Origin of the sequence: Arthrobacter sp. SLBN-100 (assembly GCF_006715305.1) — a bacterium.
Taxonomy (GTDB): Bacteria; Actinomycetota; Actinomycetes; order Actinomycetales; family Micrococcaceae; genus Arthrobacter.
This window is the reverse complement of the sequence record NZ_VFMY01000001.1, coordinates 3,279,125-3,297,371: the sequence shown is the minus strand read 5'-3', so window position 1 is coordinate 3,297,371 and position 18,247 is coordinate 3,279,125. Positions and strand designations below refer to the sequence as shown.

Sequence of the window (18,247 nt, the reverse complement as noted above, 5' to 3'; positions counted from 1 at the left end):
TTTTCTCGATCAGGCCTGGAAATTCGAAGGTGATGCTCAGTCGGCTACAGCCAGCCGGGCACCACGAGCGCCAGCCAGGCAAGGACGGGCCCGGCAACGATCACAATGCCGCTGTAGCCCAGGATCTTTTTGTAGAACCGGTCCTTGTCCACGTCCTCGGGAGCGTTGGCCAGGACCAGTGCGCCGTTGGTGGAGAAGGGGGAAACGTCCACGATGGTGGCGGAAACGGCGAGGGCGCAGATGACACCCACGGCTCCGATCTCGCCGGTGGAGAGGAACGGCACGGCGAGCGGGATGAGTGCTGCAAGGATGGCGGTGGACGAGGCGAAGGCAGAGACCACGGCGCCGATGTAGCAGATCAGGAGGGCCGCGAGGAGGGGCATGCCCATGCCGGCCACGCCGTTGGAGACGAATTCGATGGTTCCGGCCTCCTCCAGCACGCCGACGAAGGTCAGCATGCCGCAGATCAGCAGCACCGTGGACCAGCTGATCTTGTTGATGGCGCCCTTCTGGGCAGCGGGTGAGACCAGTGCCAGCACCAGGGCGATGGTGATGGACACAAACCCGACATCCACCTTGAAGCCGAGGGCGATGACGGCCAGTGCGATCAGGCCGGCGATGGTGACCAGCTGCGGGATCCGCTCTGAACGCTCCTTGGTGGCGCCGACGCCGTCGCCTGCCGGATCCCGCGGGCCGTACATGCCGGAGCCGAAGCCCTTGAAGGAGACGTCGGAGCCGGCCTTGGCCCCCACGCTGACAGCCATGCGCGCTTCGGCGGCCTGCTCCACGAAGTGGCCCACCTTGGAGGACAGGAGTCCCCGCCCGCCGAGGACCACAAAGAGCACCAGGGCGATGAGGGTGTTGAAGACGAGGCTGGACAGGAACAGCGCCGTGGGACTGAAGGCCAGGTCGGTCTTGGCGAGGATGCCGTTGACCGTGACGCCGTAGACGGCGATCGGCGAGAAGCCGCCGGCCTGGGCGCCGTGGATCACCATCATGCCCATCAGCAGCGGGCTGATCTTGTACTTGCCCGCGAAGGTGAGCGCGATGGGGGCGATGATGGCGACGGCGGCGGGAGACAGCGCGCCCACCGACGTGATCACCGCGGTGATGGCAAACATGACCCACGGGATGAGGGCCACCCGGCTGCCCACGAGCTTGACGGCGCCGCGGACCAGGAGGTCGATGGTGCCGTTGTTCTGCGCGATGGCGAACAGGTATGTGACGCCGACGATGGTCAGGAAGAGGCCGCCGGGGAAGTTGGCCAGGATCTCGTTGGTGGACATGCCCAGCACCACGGTGCCGAGGAGGAACGCGCCAACGAAGGCGAGGGCTCCCATGTTCAGGGGCAGGACGGTGGCAAGCAAGAACATTGCCGCCAGGATGATGATGGACAGGATAGGAGCGGACATCGTTGGTCCTCCGTTGGGGAAACAAAAAGTGTGATGTGAGTTACTGGCTCACTGGACTAGCCTCTTAGACAGTGAGTCTATCTGTCAATAGCAGAGGCCATGTATTCTGGGAGGACCTACGACGTAGCGAGGGCTTTGTGGAGAAGACAGCACGGCTTGGACTGGAGCGGGTGACCCGCCCCCGGTTGTACGAACAGCTGGTGGAGCAGATCCTCGCGTACATCGAGTCCGCCCAGTTGCGGCCGGGCGATCTCCTGCCCGCAGAGCGGGACCTGGCCGAGCGCCTCGGCGTTTCCCGTGCCACTCTTGCCCAGGCCCTGGTGGCCCTCGAGGTACTGGGTGTAATCGACGTCCAGCACGGAACCGGCGCGGTTTTGGCGAGGCGGCCAAGCGTTGCCTCGGTCATTAAGGGGCTGCGCGAACACCGCAGCCGGCTGCCGGAGATCGTGGAGGCGCGCAGCACCCTGGAGGTCAAACTGGCTGCACTCGCCGCTGCCCGCCGCACCGATGAGGACCTTGCGGCGATCGATCACGCGCTGGATGTGATGTCCAAGGAGATCAACGACGGCGACCGCGGCACCCATGGCGACGAACTCTTCCACCAGGCCATCACCGCCGCCGCCCACTCAGGTGTACTGGCCCAGCTCATGGCCTTCATCGCCGAGATGATCCTGGAGACAAGGATGGAATCCCTGGGCCAGCCCGGCCGGCCCGAGCAGTCCCTCGCCTCGCACCGGAAGATCGCGGACGCCATCCGGGCACAGGATCCGGAAGCGGCAGGAGAAGCGATGCTGGCCCATATCGAGCTCGTCTCGGACGTGGAACTGCTCCGCTGACCGCCGCCAGGCAGCGGCACGCCCGGACCCGGCAAGCCTGTCTCTTACCCGGACGGTGCCGCGGAATTTTGTTCAGAAGCCTGAGGGGCAGCTCAGAAAGTGGCAGCTCAGAAAGTGTAGGAGGAACTGGTCGAGGAACTGGCGATGGCCAGGCCAATGATGGCCAGCAGCCAGAAGGCCCCGTAGCCGAGCAGGCACAGGTACCCCAGCACCAGGCCGGTGACGGACATGCCCTTGCCCGACGGCTCGCGCTTGAGCGCCAGATGGCCGGTGATTATCGCCGCGATCTGCGGTAGGAGGATCCAGCCCATGATCACCGATGCGATGCCGCACACCATGCTGGCGATGCTGAGCGTCTTGGGTTCGGCCGGCATGCCGTAGTACCCGGGCTGACCGTAGGGACTGGCCGGCTGGTTGTAAGGGCTCGGCGGCTGGTTGTAAGCACCGTACTGGACCTGACCTCCGTACGGGTTCTGGCCGGAGCTGTCCTGTCCGTAGCTGCCCTGCCTGTTATCACCCTGCCCGTAACCGCCCTGACCGTAGCTGCCCTGACTGTCGCTGCCCTGACCTCCATACGGGTTCTGGCTGGAGCTGTCCTGTCCGTAGCTGCCCTGCCTGTTATCACCCTGTCCGTATCCACCCTGGCCGTACTGGGGCTGGGACCGGGCCTCCGAGCCATAGGGCGGGGCAAAGCGCGGCGGCTCAAAGCCCGACGGCGCGCTGCTGCCGTCAGGGTGCTGGGATTCGGGCCGGTGGGCGGGATGGTCAGTCAAGGTTTTCCCCCTGGAAGTTTTGCTTCCAGCCTACCGCCGCCGGCAGGTCAGCGGCCCAGGTAGGGCAGCACATACACGGCAAAGATGACGAACGCGGCGAGCAGGGCAAGGCGCCCGCCGCCTGTGGCGCGGCGCTGGCGGCCCTTTGGGTTTCGCCCACCGGCGGCCGCCTTCGAGAGGTGTCCGCCTGCCGGACGGGTTGGCCCAGCACCGGATGACGCAGCACGGGGTGCCCCAGCACGGGTTGCCCCAGCACCGGATGACGCAGCGCGGGGTGAGACAGGACGCGGTGACACAGCAGCGGATGGCGCCGGACGTGACGACGCCGGACGTGATGACACTGACCGGGCAGGGACGGGACCCGGTGCTGCCGAATCCGGGTCGCCGCCTGCGCGCGGAGACGCGGGCCGCGGGCCGGCGGGCCTCACCACCGTCGCTGGCTGCACGCTCCGGAAGGCCGTGATGCCCGGCTCCTGTTCGTGCGTGAGCTGCTGTCCGAGATGGGCGTAGAGCCCCACCACGGATTGCTGGTCCAGCACCGGAGGCAACGCTTCGATCGCCCCAACCACACGCTGCGCCCCCACCACGGCAACATCAGAGCTGGTCACGCCAAAGAGGTCCGGCTGGGCAGCCATACAAATCAAGGGACGCACCATCCGGCGGTGCGGCGGCGCCAGGACGGACGCGACGGCGGCGCATTGGGCGAGCGCCCCCTCCACTGCCTGGGTGCGTGCGTAGCGGCCCTGCCACAGCACCCCTGAAGAAACCTTGACCTCTCCGGTCCAGTTCTTGGCGTCCACCACCACCACGCCGCCGGGCCCTACCAGGACGTGGTCGAGGTTTGCTTTCGGCCGGCCCGGCCAGTGGACGTCGTGCAGCACGTACCAGCCGCGCGGGACCAGTTCGCTGAGCTTTTCCGCCACCACGCGCTCACCAACCCCGCCGGCGTCCCAGGCCTTGGTGGTACGTTCAGCCTGGTCGAGCTGGCGCTTGAGCCTGGCAACCCGTTCAGCTGCCAGCCTGGACTGCTCCGCTGCCCCGTCGCCTGCCCCCATGGCCGTCCCTGCTTCCCTGCCGGAGATACGATGGCGGAAGGCCGCCGTCGCCCTTTGCTTGCGGACATTCCGCCCGATTTTTCGAAAGTAACAGGGCGCGCGGCGAGCGGTATATAAGTACTTTGCTGGCCGGGTACTCAGGTCGGCTACTTGCTCGATGGCGCTGCGCCGTAACAAGGCCGGACACAGGGGCCGCATTTTGGACCGGTCGCTTTGACTGTGGCTCCCGTCTGGCATGCTGGTCCCATGGCTAGCCGCGCGGGTACAGTTGCCCAACCCCAGGACCTTGTTGACATCACTGCGCTCCTTGACGCGTATTACGACCTCACGCCGGATCTGGGTGATCCCGGTCAGCGCGTAGTGTTCGGCACTTCCGGGCACCGCGGCTCCAGCCTCAAGGCGTCGTTTAATGAGAAGCACATTGTCGCCATTACCCAGGCGATTGTGGAATACCGGGCGGCGCAGGGCATCACGGGTCCGCTGTTCCTGGCAAAGGACACTCACGCCTTGAGCGAGCCGGCACAGAATTCGGCCCTCGAGGTGCTTGCCGCCAACGGCGTGCAGGTCCTCATCGACGCCCGCCACGGCTACACGCCCACCCCTGCCCTGAGCCACGCGATCCTCACCTACAACCGGAATGCCGGTGCAGGCGCCCCCCAGGCTGACGGCATCGTGGTCACGCCCAGCCACAACCCGCCGGCCGATGGCGGCTTCAAGTACAACCCTCCGCACGGCGGCCCGGCCGATTCGGACGCCACCGGCTGGATCGCCAACCGTGCCAACGAACTGCTCGAAAACGGGCTTCGTGGGGTCAAACGCATCCCGGTGGCTGACGCGCTGGCCGCGGACACCACCGGCAAGTTCGACTTCCTCAGCAGCTACGTGGACGACCTCCCCTCAGTCCTGAACCTGGACGCGATCCGCGAAGCCGGGGTGCGGATCGGTGCGGACCCCATGGGCGGGGCGTCCGTGGACTACTGGGGCGAGATTGCCGAGCGTCACCAACTGGACCTCACCGTAGTCAACCCTACGGTGGACCCGCAGTGGGCCTTTATGACCCTGGACTGGGACGAGAAGATCCGGATGGACTGCTCCTCGCCCGCGGCCATGGCCTCGCTGATCCAGCGCATGTCCGGCGGCGGCGCTGGCGCGGGTGCCTCGTTCGATATTGCCACTGGCAACGACGCGGACGCGGACCGGCACGGCATCGTCACACCTGTTGTTAATGGGGTGGGCGGGCTGATGAACCCGAACCACTATCTCGCCGTCGCCATCGACTACCTGTACCGCAACCGCAGCGGCTGGAACCCGGCCTCCGTGGTGGGCAAGACGCTGGTGTCCTCCTCCATCATTGACCGGGTGGCCGAAAGCCTCGGCCGCAAGCTTGTGGAGGTCCCGGTGGGCTTCAAGTGGTTTGTGCCCGGCCTGCTATCCGGTGAGGGCGCGTTCGGCGGCGAGGAGTCCGCCGGTGCTTCATTCAACAAAAAGGACGGCAGCGTCTGGACCACGGACAAGGACGGCATCCTGCTGGCCCTGCTCGCCTCGGAGATCACGGCGGTGACCGGCAAATCCCCGTCCCAGCTCTATAAGGGCCTGACGGACCAGTTCGGCGCCCCGGTATACGCCCGCATTGACGCTGCCGCCACGCGGGAGCAGAAGTCGGCACTCGGCAAGCTGTCGCCGTCGGACGTCACGGCTACTGAGCTGGCGGGCGAGCCAATCCTCGCCAAGCTCACGGAAGCACCCGGCAATGGCGCATCGATTGGCGGCCTGAAGGTGGTTACCGAGAACGCCTGGTTCGCGGCCCGCCCGTCCGGCACCGAGGACGTCTACAAGATCTACGCCGAGTCCTTCAAGGGCGAGGAACACCTCAAGCAGGTCCAGGCGGAAGCCAAGGCCCTGGTGGACGGCGTGATCGCTTAGGGGTCGTTGCCCGCTCTGTGGTCCCGGCTCCAGAGCCGGAGGATGCGCCGGACGGTGCGGTCACCGTCCGGCGCCATGTCCACCAGTGCGATCCGGTCAAGCACGACGGCGTCGCCCGGGTTCAGGCGTTTGCCGCCGTGATGTGACACGTGGGGCCGGTAGCCGGACAGGGTGTGCGCCGGCGTGAGGATCTTTCCGCCCAGCCTGCCGACTGTGGCGACCAGTTGCCCGTGCAGGGTTTGCAGGTCCGGCTGCGGTTGGATGAGGTTCACGGGTACGGAGCCGTTCCGGCCGAAACCTGCGTCCTTCCCCACAGTAAGGGCGGCACCGAGGGCTGCCTCGGCGTGCGGCGCGGCAAGCGCGGCCACCTGTTCGACGACGCCGTCGCTGTCGACGTCGAACCTCAGCAGAGTGATGTGCAAGGGCCACTGTGTCCGCGGGAACACCAGCCCGTCGGTCACAGGCTCGACAAAGGCAACCAGGATGAGGTTCCGCATCTGCCCAGTCTCCCACCGCCACCCCGACAGGTTTCGACCGGCTCAACCACCGGCCGGAGGATCAGACGGTACGGACGACGTCCTGGTAGGAGAACTTGGGCTTGGCTGTGCCCGCATCCTCGGCAGGCCGGCCGATGTTGACCACCAGGAAGCTCTTCTGGTCACCCTTGGGGAAAAAGGCGGCGTCGATCGCAGCGAAATCCGCACCGGTCATGGGGCCTGCGGCGAAGCCGAGCGACCGGACCGCCAGGATGAAGTAGCCGGCCTGCAGGTGGGCGTTGTTGTTGCCAGTGGCGGCCGCCAGTTCCGGGTCGGCGTCGTACATGGCCTTCGGGGCGTTGTAGCCGGGGAGGAAGCTGTCCCACTGCTCTGCCCAGTCGGTGTCGTAGCTGAGGATGGCCACGAGCGGGGCGGAGGCGGTCTTGGCCTTGTTTCCGTTGGCGAGTGCGTCAACGAGGGTGGCGCGGGCTTCAGCGGAGCGGACGTAGGTCACGCGCAGCGGCTGCGAGTTGAAGGCGGTGGGGCCATACTTGGTCAGCTCGTAGATGGCCTGTGCCTGCTCGTCGGTGACCTCCCCGGTAAAGGAGTTGGGGGTGCGGGCCTGCGCGAAAATGGCGTCGACGGCGGCCGAATCGATAACCGCTTCTTCGTGGGCAATAGTCATTGGCGTACCTTTCGCTGCGCCGCCCCGCCTGCCGGGGTGGCCTTTTCGCTGTCCATAGTTGCAACTTCAACCACTCCTTTCCTCTTCCCGTGACGGCCCGTGACGTTAGCCACAGCCGCACCCAAGAGCAACCTGGCGGCGCCGGGCGAAAAGCTTGGCGGTATTCTGGAGCCAGTTGATCTTCGCCCTCCCCGGCAACCCCCTTTGAAAGGCCTCCGCCCATGAGCATGCTCGGAATCAAATGGAAGCTGCACGGCAACGGCAAGTCCATCAAGCCGGGCCACGTGGTGGCCCCCGATGAACGGCTTGCCTGGCCGCTGACCATCGGCGTGGGCATGCAACACGTGGTGGCCATGTTCGGCGCCACGTTCCTGGTGCCCATCATCACCGGCATGCCGCCTGCCACCACGCTGTTCTTCTCGGGCATCGGCACACTGCTGTTCCTGGTCATCACCAAGGGCCGGGTGCCCAGCTACCTGGGCTCAAGCTTCGCCTTCATCGCACCGATCATGGCGTCCCAGCAGCAGTTCGGCGTCCCCGGAGCGCTGGGCGGCGTGGTGCTGGCCGGCGCCGTACTGGCCCTGGTGGGCGCCGTTGTGCAGAAGTTCGGCGCGGGTTGGATCAACCGGCTGATGCCGCCCATCGTCACCGGCGCGATCGTGGCGCTCATCGGCCTCAACCTGGCCCCGGCAGCGAAAAACAATTTCGATGCCGCCCCCGTTACCGCAGTGATCACGCTGGCCACCATCATCCTGGTCAGCGTCCTGTTCCGCGGGATCCTGGGCCGGCTCAGCATCCTGGTGGGCGTGGTGGTGGGCTACCTCGTGGCAATGCTCCGCGGGGAGGTGAGCTACGACAAGATGGACGCCGCCGCGTGGGTGGGCCTGCCGCAGTTCCAGGCCCCCGAATTCCACGTGGGCGTCCTGGGCCTGTTCGTGCCCGTGGTGCTGGTGCTGGTGGCCGAGAACATCGGCCACGTGAAGTCAGTGGCTGCCATGACAGGACAGAACCTCGACGGCGTCTCCGGCCGCGCGCTGTTGGCCGACGGTGCCGCCACCGTACTGGCCGGCTTCGGCGGCGGTTCCGGCACCACCACCTACGCAGAGAATATCGGCGTGATGGCCGCCACCAAGGTCTATTCGACGGCGGCTTATTGGGTGGCAGGCGTCTTCGCCATCCTGCTGAGCTTCTCCCCCAAATTCGGCGAGCTGATCGCCACGGTCCCGCCGGGTGTGCTGGGCGGCGCGGCCACGATGCTCTACGGCATGATCGGCATCCTGGGCGTGAAGATCTGGGTGCAGAACAAAGTGAACTTCTCCAACCCCGTGAACCTGACCACGGCCGCCGTCGCCCTGATTATCGGCATCGCGGACTACACCTGGACCATCGGCGAGCTCAAGTTCACGGGCATCGCGCTGGGTTCCGCCGCGGCGCTGGCGATCTACCACGGCATGAAGGCCATCGCGAAGGCCAGGGGCACGGTGGCCGAACCCGAAACAGAGCAGGCCGGACTGCCTCCTGCCGCCAAGGCTGCCATGAATGCAGCCGCGAAACGGGCGCCCAAGAAGCGCTAGTACGGGCTAAGCGACATCATGTGAGTCCACGTCATCGCCGCCGAGGCCAAAGACAGGGCCTGGCAGCGGCCGCTTAGGCTCCAGGAGCTGCCCTGCTGGGGGCCGCAACCTCCGCAGGACCCAGGGGAAGAAATACTGCCTCGCCCAGATCAGGTCTTCGGCCCTGGCTTGGGTCCAGCCATGTGACGGGACCGGCCGCGGTTGCAGGGGCTTGAGCGAATGCGGCACCGCGAGCGCATCGAGGGCGGCAACGGCAACGACGTGATGCCCCAAGGGCGAAAGGTGAAGGCGGTCCCTGTCCCACATCCGGGCGTCATGGAGCGCCGGAAGGCACCACAGGTCCACCATCACCGCGTGGTGGCGCATGCCGATCGTATGAAGATGCTCGTTGTAGATTGCCAGCCTCCCCCGGATTTGCCCCAGCACTGGAGTACCGCCCCAGTCCGGCCCGGCGAACAAGATGACGGTGGCCCCGGTTTCAGCCAACATGCCCACGGCCTGGTCCATCTTCTCGGCCAGTTTGTCCGGGTCTCCACGCCGGAACACGACGTCGTTTCCGCCGCCGGACATTGCTACCAGGTCCGGCGCCAGCGCGAGGGCCGGCGCGAGCTGACCGTCAACAATCTCCTGCAGCACCATCCCCCGCACGGCAAGGTTGGCGTAGGCGAAGTCGCGCTGCCCGGTGGAGAGTTCCTCTGCCGCCCGGTCAGCCCAGCCGCGGAACCCGCCGATGCTGCGTGATTCCGGGTCACCGATTCCTTCCGTGTAGGAGTCGCCGAGGGCTACGAAGCGGCGCCACGGGTGCCGCTGGGCCGGGGGGCGTCCCTTCCAGGTCTCCTGCTGTTCGTTGCTCATGCCGGCCGTCCTTTCGCGGTAGCAGGATGCACTTCCGCGGCAGCCCCCGGGGCGGGCGGCGGGTCCAGCTCTGCCGGAGCCACCATGCGGAAGTCCTCGACGTCGTCGGCCATTTCCCGCCGCTCCCCCGAAGGGTCCCTTCCGGGGAGCGGCGCCACCGGCGCAACCACGTTCAGGGCAGCGTCCCGCAGGCCCAACTCATGGTGTGACGCCTCGCGCTGAAGGAAGCGCAGGGCACCCTCCCTGCTGAGGCCGTACTCATCCATGAGGCTGCGAACCGCCAGGTCCACCAGGACAAGCGAACTTTGCGCGACGGCAATGCCAGCGGCCGCCTCCGCGCGCTCCGCCACGCGCACCACTACCCGCATTGCGCCGGCCAGCTGCCTGCCGTAGCTCCGGCTTCGGAGAAGATCATCACTGCTGAAAACATGCGGTGATGAAGCGTAAAGGTTGATGGCAGCGCTCGTCATGCCCTCGGAAACGATGGGCATGGACAGGAGCGACTGCACGCCGTGGCCGGCGGCGGCGCTCGCATACCCTGGCCACCGGCGGTCCCGGCGGACATCGGACAACAGCACGAATTCGCCGCTGCGCAGGGCTTCGAGGACCGGCCCGTCAGCGAAGGAGCATTGCTCCCGGTCTGCGTCGCGGGCCTGATCGCTGCTGGCCGCCAGGGTGCGTGCCTTCCCCAGGCGGAAGAGGGTGGCAGCCCAGCCGATGCCGCGGCGTTCACCCTTGATGTCCTTCATGAATTCATGGGTGACATCCCAGAGGTACTCTTCAACATCCTTGCTGTCGAACACCGGCTCTGGCGGAAGGGGAAGCGGTCCCCAGCCAACCTGCCCCGTGGGTTCAGCGGCCATTTTGCACGCCTTGTCTGAGCGCTGCGGCCTACTGCAAAACCTTGTTTCTACAGAATACGTCGTATCCCCCGGTTGGTGGGAGGGGGGAGCGATGTTCCCTGCTCAGTCGACGGCGGCGCTGTTGCCTGAGTACGTGGCCGCACTTTCGCTGAGGACGACGTCGTGGGCCTCCACCCGCCGGTCCGTCACCGTGGTGGGTGACTCCAGGTGCACAGCCCCCGACGGCAGGATACCGGCGGCACCGTACCTCTCCATGACCTGCCACTGGGCCACGACGTCCTCCCCTGCGTGCTCCACAGGAAGACTCGGCCAGAAGGTGAAGCCGCCGGCGTCGTTCAGGGCTTTCCGCCGGTACAGCACGCACCCGCCGAGCCAGGCCACCCGGTAGGGCAGCCATTCCCCCGGCCCCAACGAAAGGTCGGCGCTGAGGTGGCTGAGGTTGGCGGCATTGTGGAGCGGCCAGCGTTCAAACCCGGGGGTGCCGGGACGAATTCGTTCCGCCGTCACCGGTCCATCCCACGCTTCAAACCCCGCAGTTTGCTCCGGCCGCCTGTCATCGAGGTAGGACAGGCCCTGCGGAGCCATCCCCACAAAGCCGCAGTCCAGCTCGTCAAGCGCCCCGTTGAGCCGTTCGAGGGCACCGGGTTCCAACCACACATCGTCGTCGAGGAACAGGCATTTCTCTGCGCTTGCCTGGTCGAGCAGGAACTGGCGGTGCTCAGCGAGCCCGCGCCGCGGCAGATGGCGCAGCAGCGTGACCGGCCGGCCCTGGGCTTCGAGGACCCGCACCATTGCAGCGGCCGCAGGATGTTCCCACCCGGGCGCATCGGTGGACTGGTCGCTGATGACTACATGGAAGGAAGGATCCGCCTGCCCGGCCAGGCCGGCCAGCGTCACTGCCAGCTCGGCAGGGCGGTTGCACGTGGGCACCAGCACGTCCACGGCCGCCTGTTCCGGCACCTCACCACGGCGTGCCCACTGTTCTGATGATCTCCTGCTCACAGCCCACCTCCTGGCGCCTGCATCGGCATCGATAGTGAATGGGTTTCGTCGTGTCCTGTACCCACATCACCGGGATGTATGCCGGACACGGCGAAGGCCTCCGCCCGCTGCCACATTGGACAGCAGGCGGAGGCCTGCAGCGGTAAGCGCGGCGGGCTCAAGCAGCCGCGGCGCGCTGGTCATCCGGCGTCGAAACTTTCGCCGTCGTCGTCATTCGGTGATTCCTCCCGGGGCAGATCATTGCCGCTGCCGTCCGGAATTCCCGCTGCCTCCTGCCCGGACTCAGAGGACACGGGTGCGGACCCCTTGGAATCGTCGTTATTCTCGTCAATCTCAGCCGCACTTGAGGGAAGGGCCACGTCGCGGGGCACGGGTTCGCCGCCACCGCCGGACTGGGGCTCGTTGGTGTCCACGCGGCCCGCCCCGCCACCGGTTGCGCCTGAGCCGTTTGCCGAGCCCTGGGTTCCGCCCAGTTCCTGCTCTGCGGTGGGGGTGCCGTATCCGCCCGGATCGCTCTCCGGCTGTGCGTGCTGGTTTTCCTGCGTCATGGTTCCTCCTGCTGTGCTTTGGATGGATGGTGCGTTGGGCCTTGGCTGAAAGCTGGGCTGCTTAGAGCCCCTTTCCGCCGGTCACCGGCAGTACGGCCCCGGAAATGTAGGACCCGTCCTCCGAGGCCAGCAGGACGTAGGCCGCGGCAAGCTCGGCGGGCTGGCCCGCCCGTTCCAGCGGAGTGTCCTGCCCGAACTTCGGAAGCTTCTCCGGCCACTCGGTGGCCGGGATCAAGGGAGTCCAGATGGGCCCCGGGGCCACAGCGTTAACCCGGATTCCCTTGGGGCCAAGTTCCTGCGCCAGCGCCTTGGTGAAAGCCACCTGCGCCGCCTTGGTCATGGCGTAATCGATCAGGCCCGGAGACGGGTTGAAGGCCTGGACCGATGCCGTGGTGATGATCGAGGCGCCGGGTTTGAGATGCGGAACGGCGGCCCTGGCCGTCCACAGCAGCGAGTAGAGATTGGTCTTGAAAACCCGGTCGAACTCCTCCGTGGGCAGCGACTCCAGACTTTCCCGGTTCTTCTGGTATGCCGCGTTCAGCACCACCACATCCAGGCGGCCGAACTCCGCCGCCGTTTCGTCAGCAATCCGGGTACTGAAGTCTTCCTCCCGGCCATCACCGGCAAACAGGAGAACCCGCTGGCCGGCCTTCCGGATCCACTCCGCAGTGTCCTGGGCATCCTCCTCCTCTTCAGGGAGGTAGGAGATGGCTACGTCGGCTCCTTCGCGGGCGAATGCGATGGCCGCCGCCTTGCCGATGCCCGAATCTCCGCCGGTGATCAGGGCGGCCTTGCCCTGCAGTTTTCCGTGCCCCTCATAGCTAAGTTCCCCGTGGTCCGGCTTGGGCTCCATGGGCGCGGTCAGGCCGGGCTGCTTCTGTTCCTGCTCCGGGAAAGGGCCTGAGTGGTAGCCGCCGCGCGGATCCTTTGGCTGGTCTGTCTGCTTGTCCGTCTCGCTCATAGTCCGCCTGTTCACTCTGTCGGTTTCGAACGGCCCGTGCACCGGCTCTTCGAAGCTATCCCGGCCGGAGGAGCAAAGTCCACCGTTCAATACGAATAATCAGTAAACTTATCAAACGGTGGCCGGAGCGCAACGTTGCCGTTGTTTTGGGTAGCTAAGGAGTAGAAAGCTACCCAGGGAGTGGCTGGGGCAGGAGGGAGAGGCAATGTCCAACGTGGAGGACTACACGGGCCGGACGGGCAGGAACGAAACCCGCGAGGAACAGATGGACCGCAACTGGGCGGAACTGCTGCAGGAGCTGCGGGTGTTGCAGACGGGCGTGCAGATCCTTGCCGGTTTCCTGTTGACCCTCCCCTTCCAGTCGCGCTTCAAAGAGCTTGATGACTTCCAGGTGGGTCTTTACCTGGTCAACGTGGTGATCGCTGCCCTGACTACCGCCTTCATCCTTCTGCCGGTCAGCGTGCACCGTCGGCTCTTCCGCAAGCGGCTCAAGGAAACGCTGGTTTCCAGCGCGGATGCCATTACCAAGATCGCGTTGGCCGGTATAGGGCTGTTGAGTGCCGGAAGTGCCGCGCTGGTCTTTGACGTGACGGCGGGCCGGTCAGCCGGCCTGACAGCCGGCGGCGTCCTCCTGGCCGTGCTGGTGGTCCTGCTGGTCTATGTCCCGCTGCACTTGAACAGGCGCGCCACGGCCGGACGGTAGCGGTCGGGGGTGCCGGCCACATGGCTGCGGCCCCGCACTTTTCAACGTTGACCCTTAACGGAATGACAGGAGAACTTCATGCGGACACTTTTCAGGACGGCCCTGATGGCCCTGCTGCTCATAGCCGCGCCGGCGCTTTCGGCCGGCGCCGCGCAGGCAGGGCCAACCACGTTGGTCCACGGAATCACGGCATCCTCCGGAGGGGCATGGGCGCAGTCGGCCGCGTCTCCCACGCCGTCTCCCGGGGATACCGCCTCCACCGGCCCGGCCAACCCAGGAACCGGCGAATCAGCCCAAAACGAGTCCACCCGGCTGGACTACACCCCGTGGGTTATCGGCGCCGTGGTCCTGGCGACCCTGATCGTGGTCCTGGTCTGGCGCCGCCGCCGCAACACCACCATCGTTTAGTCAGGCGCCCTCAAGTACCTGGCTTGTTGCCCAGGCGAGGTACTTGGCGGCGTTGGCTACCGCATCTTCCGGACCGGTTGCCACGTCCAGCAACTGGGCGGCCGCAACCACACCGTGCCCGGCCAGGTCTTCGGGAGTCACCAGGATCCGCCCGGCCACCACGATCACCGGGATACCCCGTTCCCGTGCCGCGTCCGCGAGCGCAATCGGGGCTTTTCCGGCCAGCGACTGGACGTCCATGGACCCTTCACCTGTGATCACCAGGTCGGCTGCGGAGAGCTGATCGGCAAGGCCGGTCAGTCCCGCCACCAGCGCAAAGCCGCCTTCGAGCGCGGCCTCGGTGAAGGCAAGGAACGACGCCGGGAAGCCACCGGCGGCGCCCGCGCCCTCGACGTTCACGTCCCGGCCCGTCACCTCCCGCAGGAGGGAGGCCCAGTTGCGCAGGCCGGCGTCGAGCAGTTCCACGGCCTCCCCGTCGGCGCCCTTCTGGGGGGAAAAGACGTGGGCGGCTCCCAGCGTTCCGTACAGCGGGTTCCGCACGTCGACGGCGATGCGGAAGGCGGTGGCGGCAAGCCGGGGATCGAGCGCGGACGCGTCCAGCGCCACGACGTCCGCGAGCGAGCCGCCGCCGAGCGGCACCACGTTGCCGGCGGCGTCCAGCGGCTTCAGGCCCAGGGCGCGCAGGGCGCCGCTGCCGCCGTCGGTCATTGCCGATCCGCCAAGCCCCAGGACGATTTCCGTGGCGCCCGCGTCCAGGGCGGCCGCGATGAGCTGGCCACAGCCGTAGCTGTGGGCGCGCAGGGCGTTGGCGGGGGTGGGTTCCATATCGGCAAGGCCGGAGGCCTGGGCGGTTTCGATCACGGCGGTGACCTTGCCGCCGTCGGCCTTCCTGATGGCCCACGCGGCGCCCACCGGGGCGAGGATGGGGCCCACCACGGCGTTGATGCGTTCCTCGTAACCCGCTGCCACCGCAGCTTCCAGGGTGCCTTCACCGCCGTCGGCTATGGGAAACTGCGTGGCGACGGCGTCCGGGTAGACGCGCAGGGCGCCCTCGGCCATGGCGGCGGCTGCTTCAACGGCCGTAAGGGAACCCTTGAACTTGTCCGGAGCAATAAGAATGCGCATGGGCTCCATCATGCCAGCCGAGAATCGGAAAGCGCTTGCCAAATCCGTCATACGGACAATCGCCTTCCCTCGACGGCGGAGGGTCGGCCCATGAAGCGCAGCGGGCTGCTGCTACCCCTGCCGCCATTCGTGGCTGGTAATGTGCGAGCCGCCCTGCGGCCCCATCTGCAGCATGCCGCCGTCCACAGCCCAGGACGCTCCGGTGACGTAGCTCGAGGCGGGGGAAGCAAGGAAGGCGATCACGGCGGCGATTTCCCTGGCGTCGCCCGGCCTGCCCAGCGGGACGCCGGGCCTGTCCTTCGTGGTGGGATCTTCATCCTCCTGCCCCGTCATGGGCGTGGCTATTTCGCCGGGGGCCACGCTGTTGGCAGTGATGCCATGCTCGGCAAGCTCCAGGGCGAGGGTCTTCATGAGCCCGCCCAGCCCGTGCTTGGAGGCATCGTAGGCGGAGGATCCCACCCGCGGCTGGAATTCGTGGACGCTGGTGACTGCCACCAGCCGCCCTCCCCTGCCGGCATGGACCATGCGCCGGGCGGCAGCCTGCAGGCAGACGAACGCGCCGTTGAGGTTGGTGTCGAGTGTCTGCATCCAGGTCTCGACATCAAGGTCCAGGAATTTCGTCCCGTCGCCGGTCCCCGCATTGTTGACAAAAACGTCCACCCCGCCGAGTTCTTCCGCCAGTTCGTCAATGACGGCACCCGCCCCTTGGAGGTCGGTGGTATCCAACTGGCGCACCACCGCCTTGCGCCCCAGGCCGCGGATTTCTTCCGCGGTAGCTTCGGCCCCCTCCTTGTCCGAATGCCAGGTGACGCCCACATCCATGCCCGCCCTGGCCAACGCAACGGCGGTGGCCTTGCCGATTCCGGAGTCCGATCCGGTGACGATAGCGGTACTGGGGCTAAAGCCGGTGGTGTCCTGCATGGTGGCTCCTCTTCGGTAATCAGGCGGGCTTCATAATCAGGCGGGCTTCATAATCAGGCGGGCTTCATAATCAGGCGGGCCTGCTCATCAGGCAGGGCGGCGGAGTTCCGGCGGCGAGGGATATCCGGCGTCGTTCGATTCAGGGCGGCTGTCCCGCACTGCCATGAGCGGGACAGCAAAGGTCACCACGGGCCGGGGGTGGGAATCGTCGGCCGACCTGACGGTCAGGCTCCTGGTGCCGGGAGGCACGGACGGGGTAAAGACCTGCAGGTTCCGGGACCCCACGTTCACGGACTTGCGCAATGAGTAATCCGTGCCGAAGTGGTCCTGGAGAATGATGACGGGTTCCGGTTCGCCGTCGGAGGCCAGCTGGATGTTGACCACCAGGCCGGTGGACCAGATTTCCACGCACAGCACCGTGAACTCCGTGGAGTCCGTGACGTGCCGGCCATAGGTGGGTGGCAGCAGCATTCCCCGGAGGGAACCCGAAGGGATAAGTTCGCGCATTGTAGTTCCTGTAAGTTCTGCGCCTGCCGACGACGGGACGGCGCCGGAGGTGATCCGGTGCTGGTCTTGCGGGGGTACGGCAGGACGGATGCGGCTTAGGCGTCTTCCCGGCCGGGATTTTCCAGCCGGAAGAAATTCGATTGTTGGCCGTCGCTGCGCTGTTCCTGGTAAATGAAATTCAGCCCGCGGGAGTCGAAGGTTTCAAACCATTCCTCCCAGCTGATGTGGCGGAGCTTGTCGTTTTCGCCGCCGAAGTCGATCCGCAGCACACCAAGATGGTCACCGTGCTCAGTGCCTTCCACAGTGGCCGGAACGCCGTCGCGCTCCTCCGCCCACTGCCTGATGACTTCGTGGTGCGTGGTGACCAGGCTGCGGCCCTCGCGTTCCGGTTCGTCCTCCGTTGAGGTGACCTCCTGTGAATATTTCAAGGACTTCGATGATTCCGGTCCGGTACGCACCTTCCCGCCGTCAGGTCCCGCGCCCAGATCTTCTTCGTCCCGGCCTGCTTCAGCTTCGCGCGTCTTGTTGCCTTTATCGTTTGCCATGGTGGCTATCCTTTCCCCTGGAGGTAAGTAGTAAGTCTACTTACTACGGAGCCTCCCGACCAGCCTCCATGTCAAGGGGCAGGCCCGGTTGCCGCAGCGGCCGCTGACGGCTGGAGAACAGCTAGGCGCGCGGCCGCAGCACGGCGTAATAGCCCGGGACCAGGCTCTGGGCAGCCACGTCCGTCATCGGGTTGGTTTCAATGGCGGCTACGCCGTCCTCGAGCAGCTCCCAGCTCTCCTCAGGCAGGACGCGGGAGCGTTCGGCAGGGCCGAAATGGCCCGGCATGGGCAGTTCGCGGATGGCCCGTTCAAGGGGGGCCGGGATGCCCTTGGCGGTGGCGCCCAGATGCGAGACATAGTCCACCGGGTTGCCCTGGAAGTTGGTCTCGGCAAGGAAGACCGTGCCGCAGCGGCCGGCCAGGACCCGAAGGTTCTCCACCAGCCCTGCCTGGTCATCAGGGCTCAGCACGTGGAGCACGCCGCGGATGAACACGTTGGCGCCGCGTTCGCCGGCCAGCCCCAGGGCGGCGCCGGGTGCTGTCATGTCCCGGGCTTCGTAGCGGACCCGGCCCGCCAGATCTTCCTGCGCTTCCGACTCCGCACGCGCCCGGGCCACTGCGTGGGCGGATACATCAACACCGATCACCTCGCGGAAGGTACCGGCCAATGCGCGTGTGAAGCTGCCGTGTCCGCACCCCACGTCAACCACGGGCAGCTCCGGATCCAGGTGGCGCAGCAGCACATCGCGGTAGCCCTGGAACTCGTGGTCCCGGCCCGAATCCCACAGAACCTCGCCGCCAGCGCCGGTCGCTTTGATGCCCGCCCAGTACTGGTCCCAGGCCAGGGGCCTGTCCTTGGGGGCAGAACGGGACAGCCGGGCAAGCTTGGGGATCATCAGGTACTTCCGCCAGGAAGAGCGCACCGATTTTGCTGGAGAGGACACAGATCCAATATATGTCGGGCAGCAGGCGGCCAGCAGTTGGCTGGCCTCCCGCGGTGCGCCGCGTGCATGCAACGGGCCTCGTTCCGTCACGCTGGAGTGATGTGCAGCTTCCAAGGGATCATCCGGGACGCG

General features: G+C 66.5%; 20 protein-coding genes. 5 read left to right on the top strand and 15 right to left on the bottom strand.

Annotated elements, in window-relative coordinates:
* Positions 1-44: 44 nt before the first annotated feature.
* The gene (locus tag FBY31_RS15170; protein ID WP_142042685.1) at positions 45-1,412 is read right to left on the bottom strand and encodes an SLC13 family permease; all 1,368 of its coding nucleotides are present in this window, start codon (positions 1,410-1,412) and stop codon (positions 45-47) included.
* Between the two features lie 137 nt (positions 1,413-1,549).
* On the opposite strand from FBY31_RS15170, the gene FBY31_RS15165 reads away from it, so the two are divergent.
* Positions 1,550-2,248, top strand: coding sequence for a FadR/GntR family transcriptional regulator (locus FBY31_RS15165; RefSeq protein ID WP_142042682.1), 699 nt, complete (start codon positions 1,550-1,552; stop codon positions 2,246-2,248).
* Between the two features lie 107 nt (positions 2,249-2,355).
* Here the strand turns inward: FBY31_RS15165 and FBY31_RS23060 are convergent, their stop codons facing one another.
* Positions 2,356-3,021, bottom strand: coding sequence for a DUF4190 domain-containing protein (locus tag FBY31_RS23060; RefSeq protein ID WP_200833380.1), 666 nt, complete (start codon positions 3,019-3,021; stop codon positions 2,356-2,358).
* A 47-nt stretch (positions 3,022-3,068) separates the two neighbouring features.
* Complete coding sequence (locus FBY31_RS15155; protein WP_142042679.1) at positions 3,069-4,076, bottom strand: NERD domain-containing protein; 1,008 nt, start codon at positions 4,074-4,076, stop codon at positions 3,069-3,071.
* Positions 4,077-4,322: 246 nt separating this feature from the next.
* On the opposite strand from FBY31_RS15155, the gene pgm reads away from it, so the two are divergent.
* Complete coding sequence (gene pgm, locus FBY31_RS15150) at positions 4,323-5,999, top strand: phosphoglucomutase (alpha-D-glucose-1,6-bisphosphate-dependent) (RefSeq protein ID WP_142042676.1); 1,677 nt, start codon at positions 4,323-4,325, stop codon at positions 5,997-5,999.
* On the opposite strand, the gene FBY31_RS15145 is transcribed toward pgm, so the two are convergent.
* Both FBY31_RS15145 and FBY31_RS15140 read right to left on the bottom strand, forming a co-directional pair.
* Positions 5,996-6,496, bottom strand: a complete 501-nt coding sequence (locus FBY31_RS15145; protein ID WP_142042673.1) for a 2'-5' RNA ligase family protein — start codon at positions 6,494-6,496, stop codon at positions 5,996-5,998. The two genes, pgm and FBY31_RS15145, sit on opposite strands and share 4 nt — an antisense overlap.
* A 61-nt stretch (positions 6,497-6,557) precedes the next feature.
* A complete protein-coding gene (locus FBY31_RS15140) occupies positions 6,558-7,160 on the bottom strand; it encodes a malonic semialdehyde reductase (protein ID WP_142042670.1) in 603 nt (200 codons plus the stop codon).
* A gap of 221 nt (positions 7,161-7,381) precedes the next feature.
* Here FBY31_RS15140 and FBY31_RS15135 point away from each other — a divergent pair, with 221 nt between their 5' ends.
* A complete protein-coding gene (locus FBY31_RS15135; protein ID WP_142042667.1) occupies positions 7,382-8,734 on the top strand; it encodes a uracil-xanthine permease family protein in 1,353 nt (450 codons plus the stop codon).
* Positions 8,735-8,740: 6 nt separating this feature from the next.
* Here FBY31_RS15135 and FBY31_RS15130 read toward each other — a convergent pair whose 3' ends face one another.
* The 5 genes from FBY31_RS15130 to FBY31_RS15110 all read right to left on the bottom strand — a co-directional run bounded on the left by FBY31_RS15130 (position 8,741) and on the right by FBY31_RS15110 (position 12,963).
* Positions 8,741-9,589, bottom strand: a complete 849-nt coding sequence (locus FBY31_RS15130) for an SGNH/GDSL hydrolase family protein (protein WP_142042665.1) — start codon at positions 9,587-9,589, stop codon at positions 8,741-8,743.
* Positions 9,586-10,452, bottom strand: a complete 867-nt coding sequence (locus FBY31_RS15125) for a GAF domain-containing protein (protein WP_142042662.1) — start codon at positions 10,450-10,452, stop codon at positions 9,586-9,588. The genes FBY31_RS15130 and FBY31_RS15125 overlap by 4 nt, the downstream gene beginning before the upstream one ends.
* Before the next feature lie 102 nt (positions 10,453-10,554).
* The gene (locus tag FBY31_RS15120) at positions 10,555-11,454 is read right to left on the bottom strand and encodes a glycosyltransferase (protein ID WP_235013080.1); all 900 of its coding nucleotides are present in this window, start codon (positions 11,452-11,454) and stop codon (positions 10,555-10,557) included.
* Positions 11,455-11,633: 179 nt separating this feature from the next.
* A complete protein-coding gene (locus FBY31_RS15115; RefSeq protein ID WP_142042659.1) occupies positions 11,634-12,002 on the bottom strand; it encodes a hypothetical protein in 369 nt (122 codons plus the stop codon).
* Positions 12,003-12,063: 61 nt separating this feature from the next.
* Positions 12,064-12,963 (bottom strand): SDR family oxidoreductase, encoded by a 900-nt coding sequence (locus FBY31_RS15110; RefSeq protein ID WP_142042656.1) that lies wholly within the window; start codon positions 12,961-12,963, stop codon positions 12,064-12,066.
* A gap of 205 nt (positions 12,964-13,168) precedes the next feature.
* Between FBY31_RS15110 and FBY31_RS15105 the strand changes: the two genes are divergently transcribed.
* A complete protein-coding gene (locus FBY31_RS15105; protein WP_142042653.1) occupies positions 13,169-13,666 on the top strand; it encodes a DUF6328 family protein in 498 nt (165 codons plus the stop codon).
* A gap of 78 nt (positions 13,667-13,744) precedes the next feature.
* Complete coding sequence (locus FBY31_RS15100; protein WP_142042650.1) at positions 13,745-14,074, top strand: LuxR family transcriptional regulator; 330 nt, start codon at positions 13,745-13,747, stop codon at positions 14,072-14,074.
* On the opposite strand, the gene FBY31_RS15095 is transcribed toward FBY31_RS15100, so the two are convergent.
* The 5 genes from FBY31_RS15095 to FBY31_RS15075 all read right to left on the bottom strand — a co-directional run bounded on the left by FBY31_RS15095 (position 14,075) and on the right by FBY31_RS15075 (position 18,067).
* Entirely contained in the window at positions 14,075-15,199 is a 1,125-nt protein-coding gene (locus tag FBY31_RS15095) for a glycerate kinase (protein ID WP_142042648.1), read from the bottom strand.
* A 111-nt stretch (positions 15,200-15,310) separates the two neighbouring features.
* Complete coding sequence (locus FBY31_RS15090; protein WP_142042645.1) at positions 15,311-16,120, bottom strand: SDR family oxidoreductase; 810 nt, start codon at positions 16,118-16,120, stop codon at positions 15,311-15,313.
* Positions 16,121-16,207: 87 nt separating this feature from the next.
* The gene (locus tag FBY31_RS15085) at positions 16,208-16,627 is read right to left on the bottom strand and encodes a hypothetical protein (protein ID WP_142042642.1); all 420 of its coding nucleotides are present in this window, start codon (positions 16,625-16,627) and stop codon (positions 16,208-16,210) included.
* 95 nt (positions 16,628-16,722) lie between these two features.
* Positions 16,723-17,172, bottom strand: coding sequence for a hypothetical protein (locus tag FBY31_RS15080; protein WP_200833379.1), 450 nt, complete (start codon positions 17,170-17,172; stop codon positions 16,723-16,725).
* Positions 17,173-17,293: 121 nt separating this feature from the next.
* Positions 17,294-18,067, bottom strand: coding sequence for a class I SAM-dependent methyltransferase (locus FBY31_RS15075; protein ID WP_142045419.1), 774 nt, complete (start codon positions 18,065-18,067; stop codon positions 17,294-17,296).
* Between the last annotated feature and the right edge of the window lie 180 nt (positions 18,068-18,247).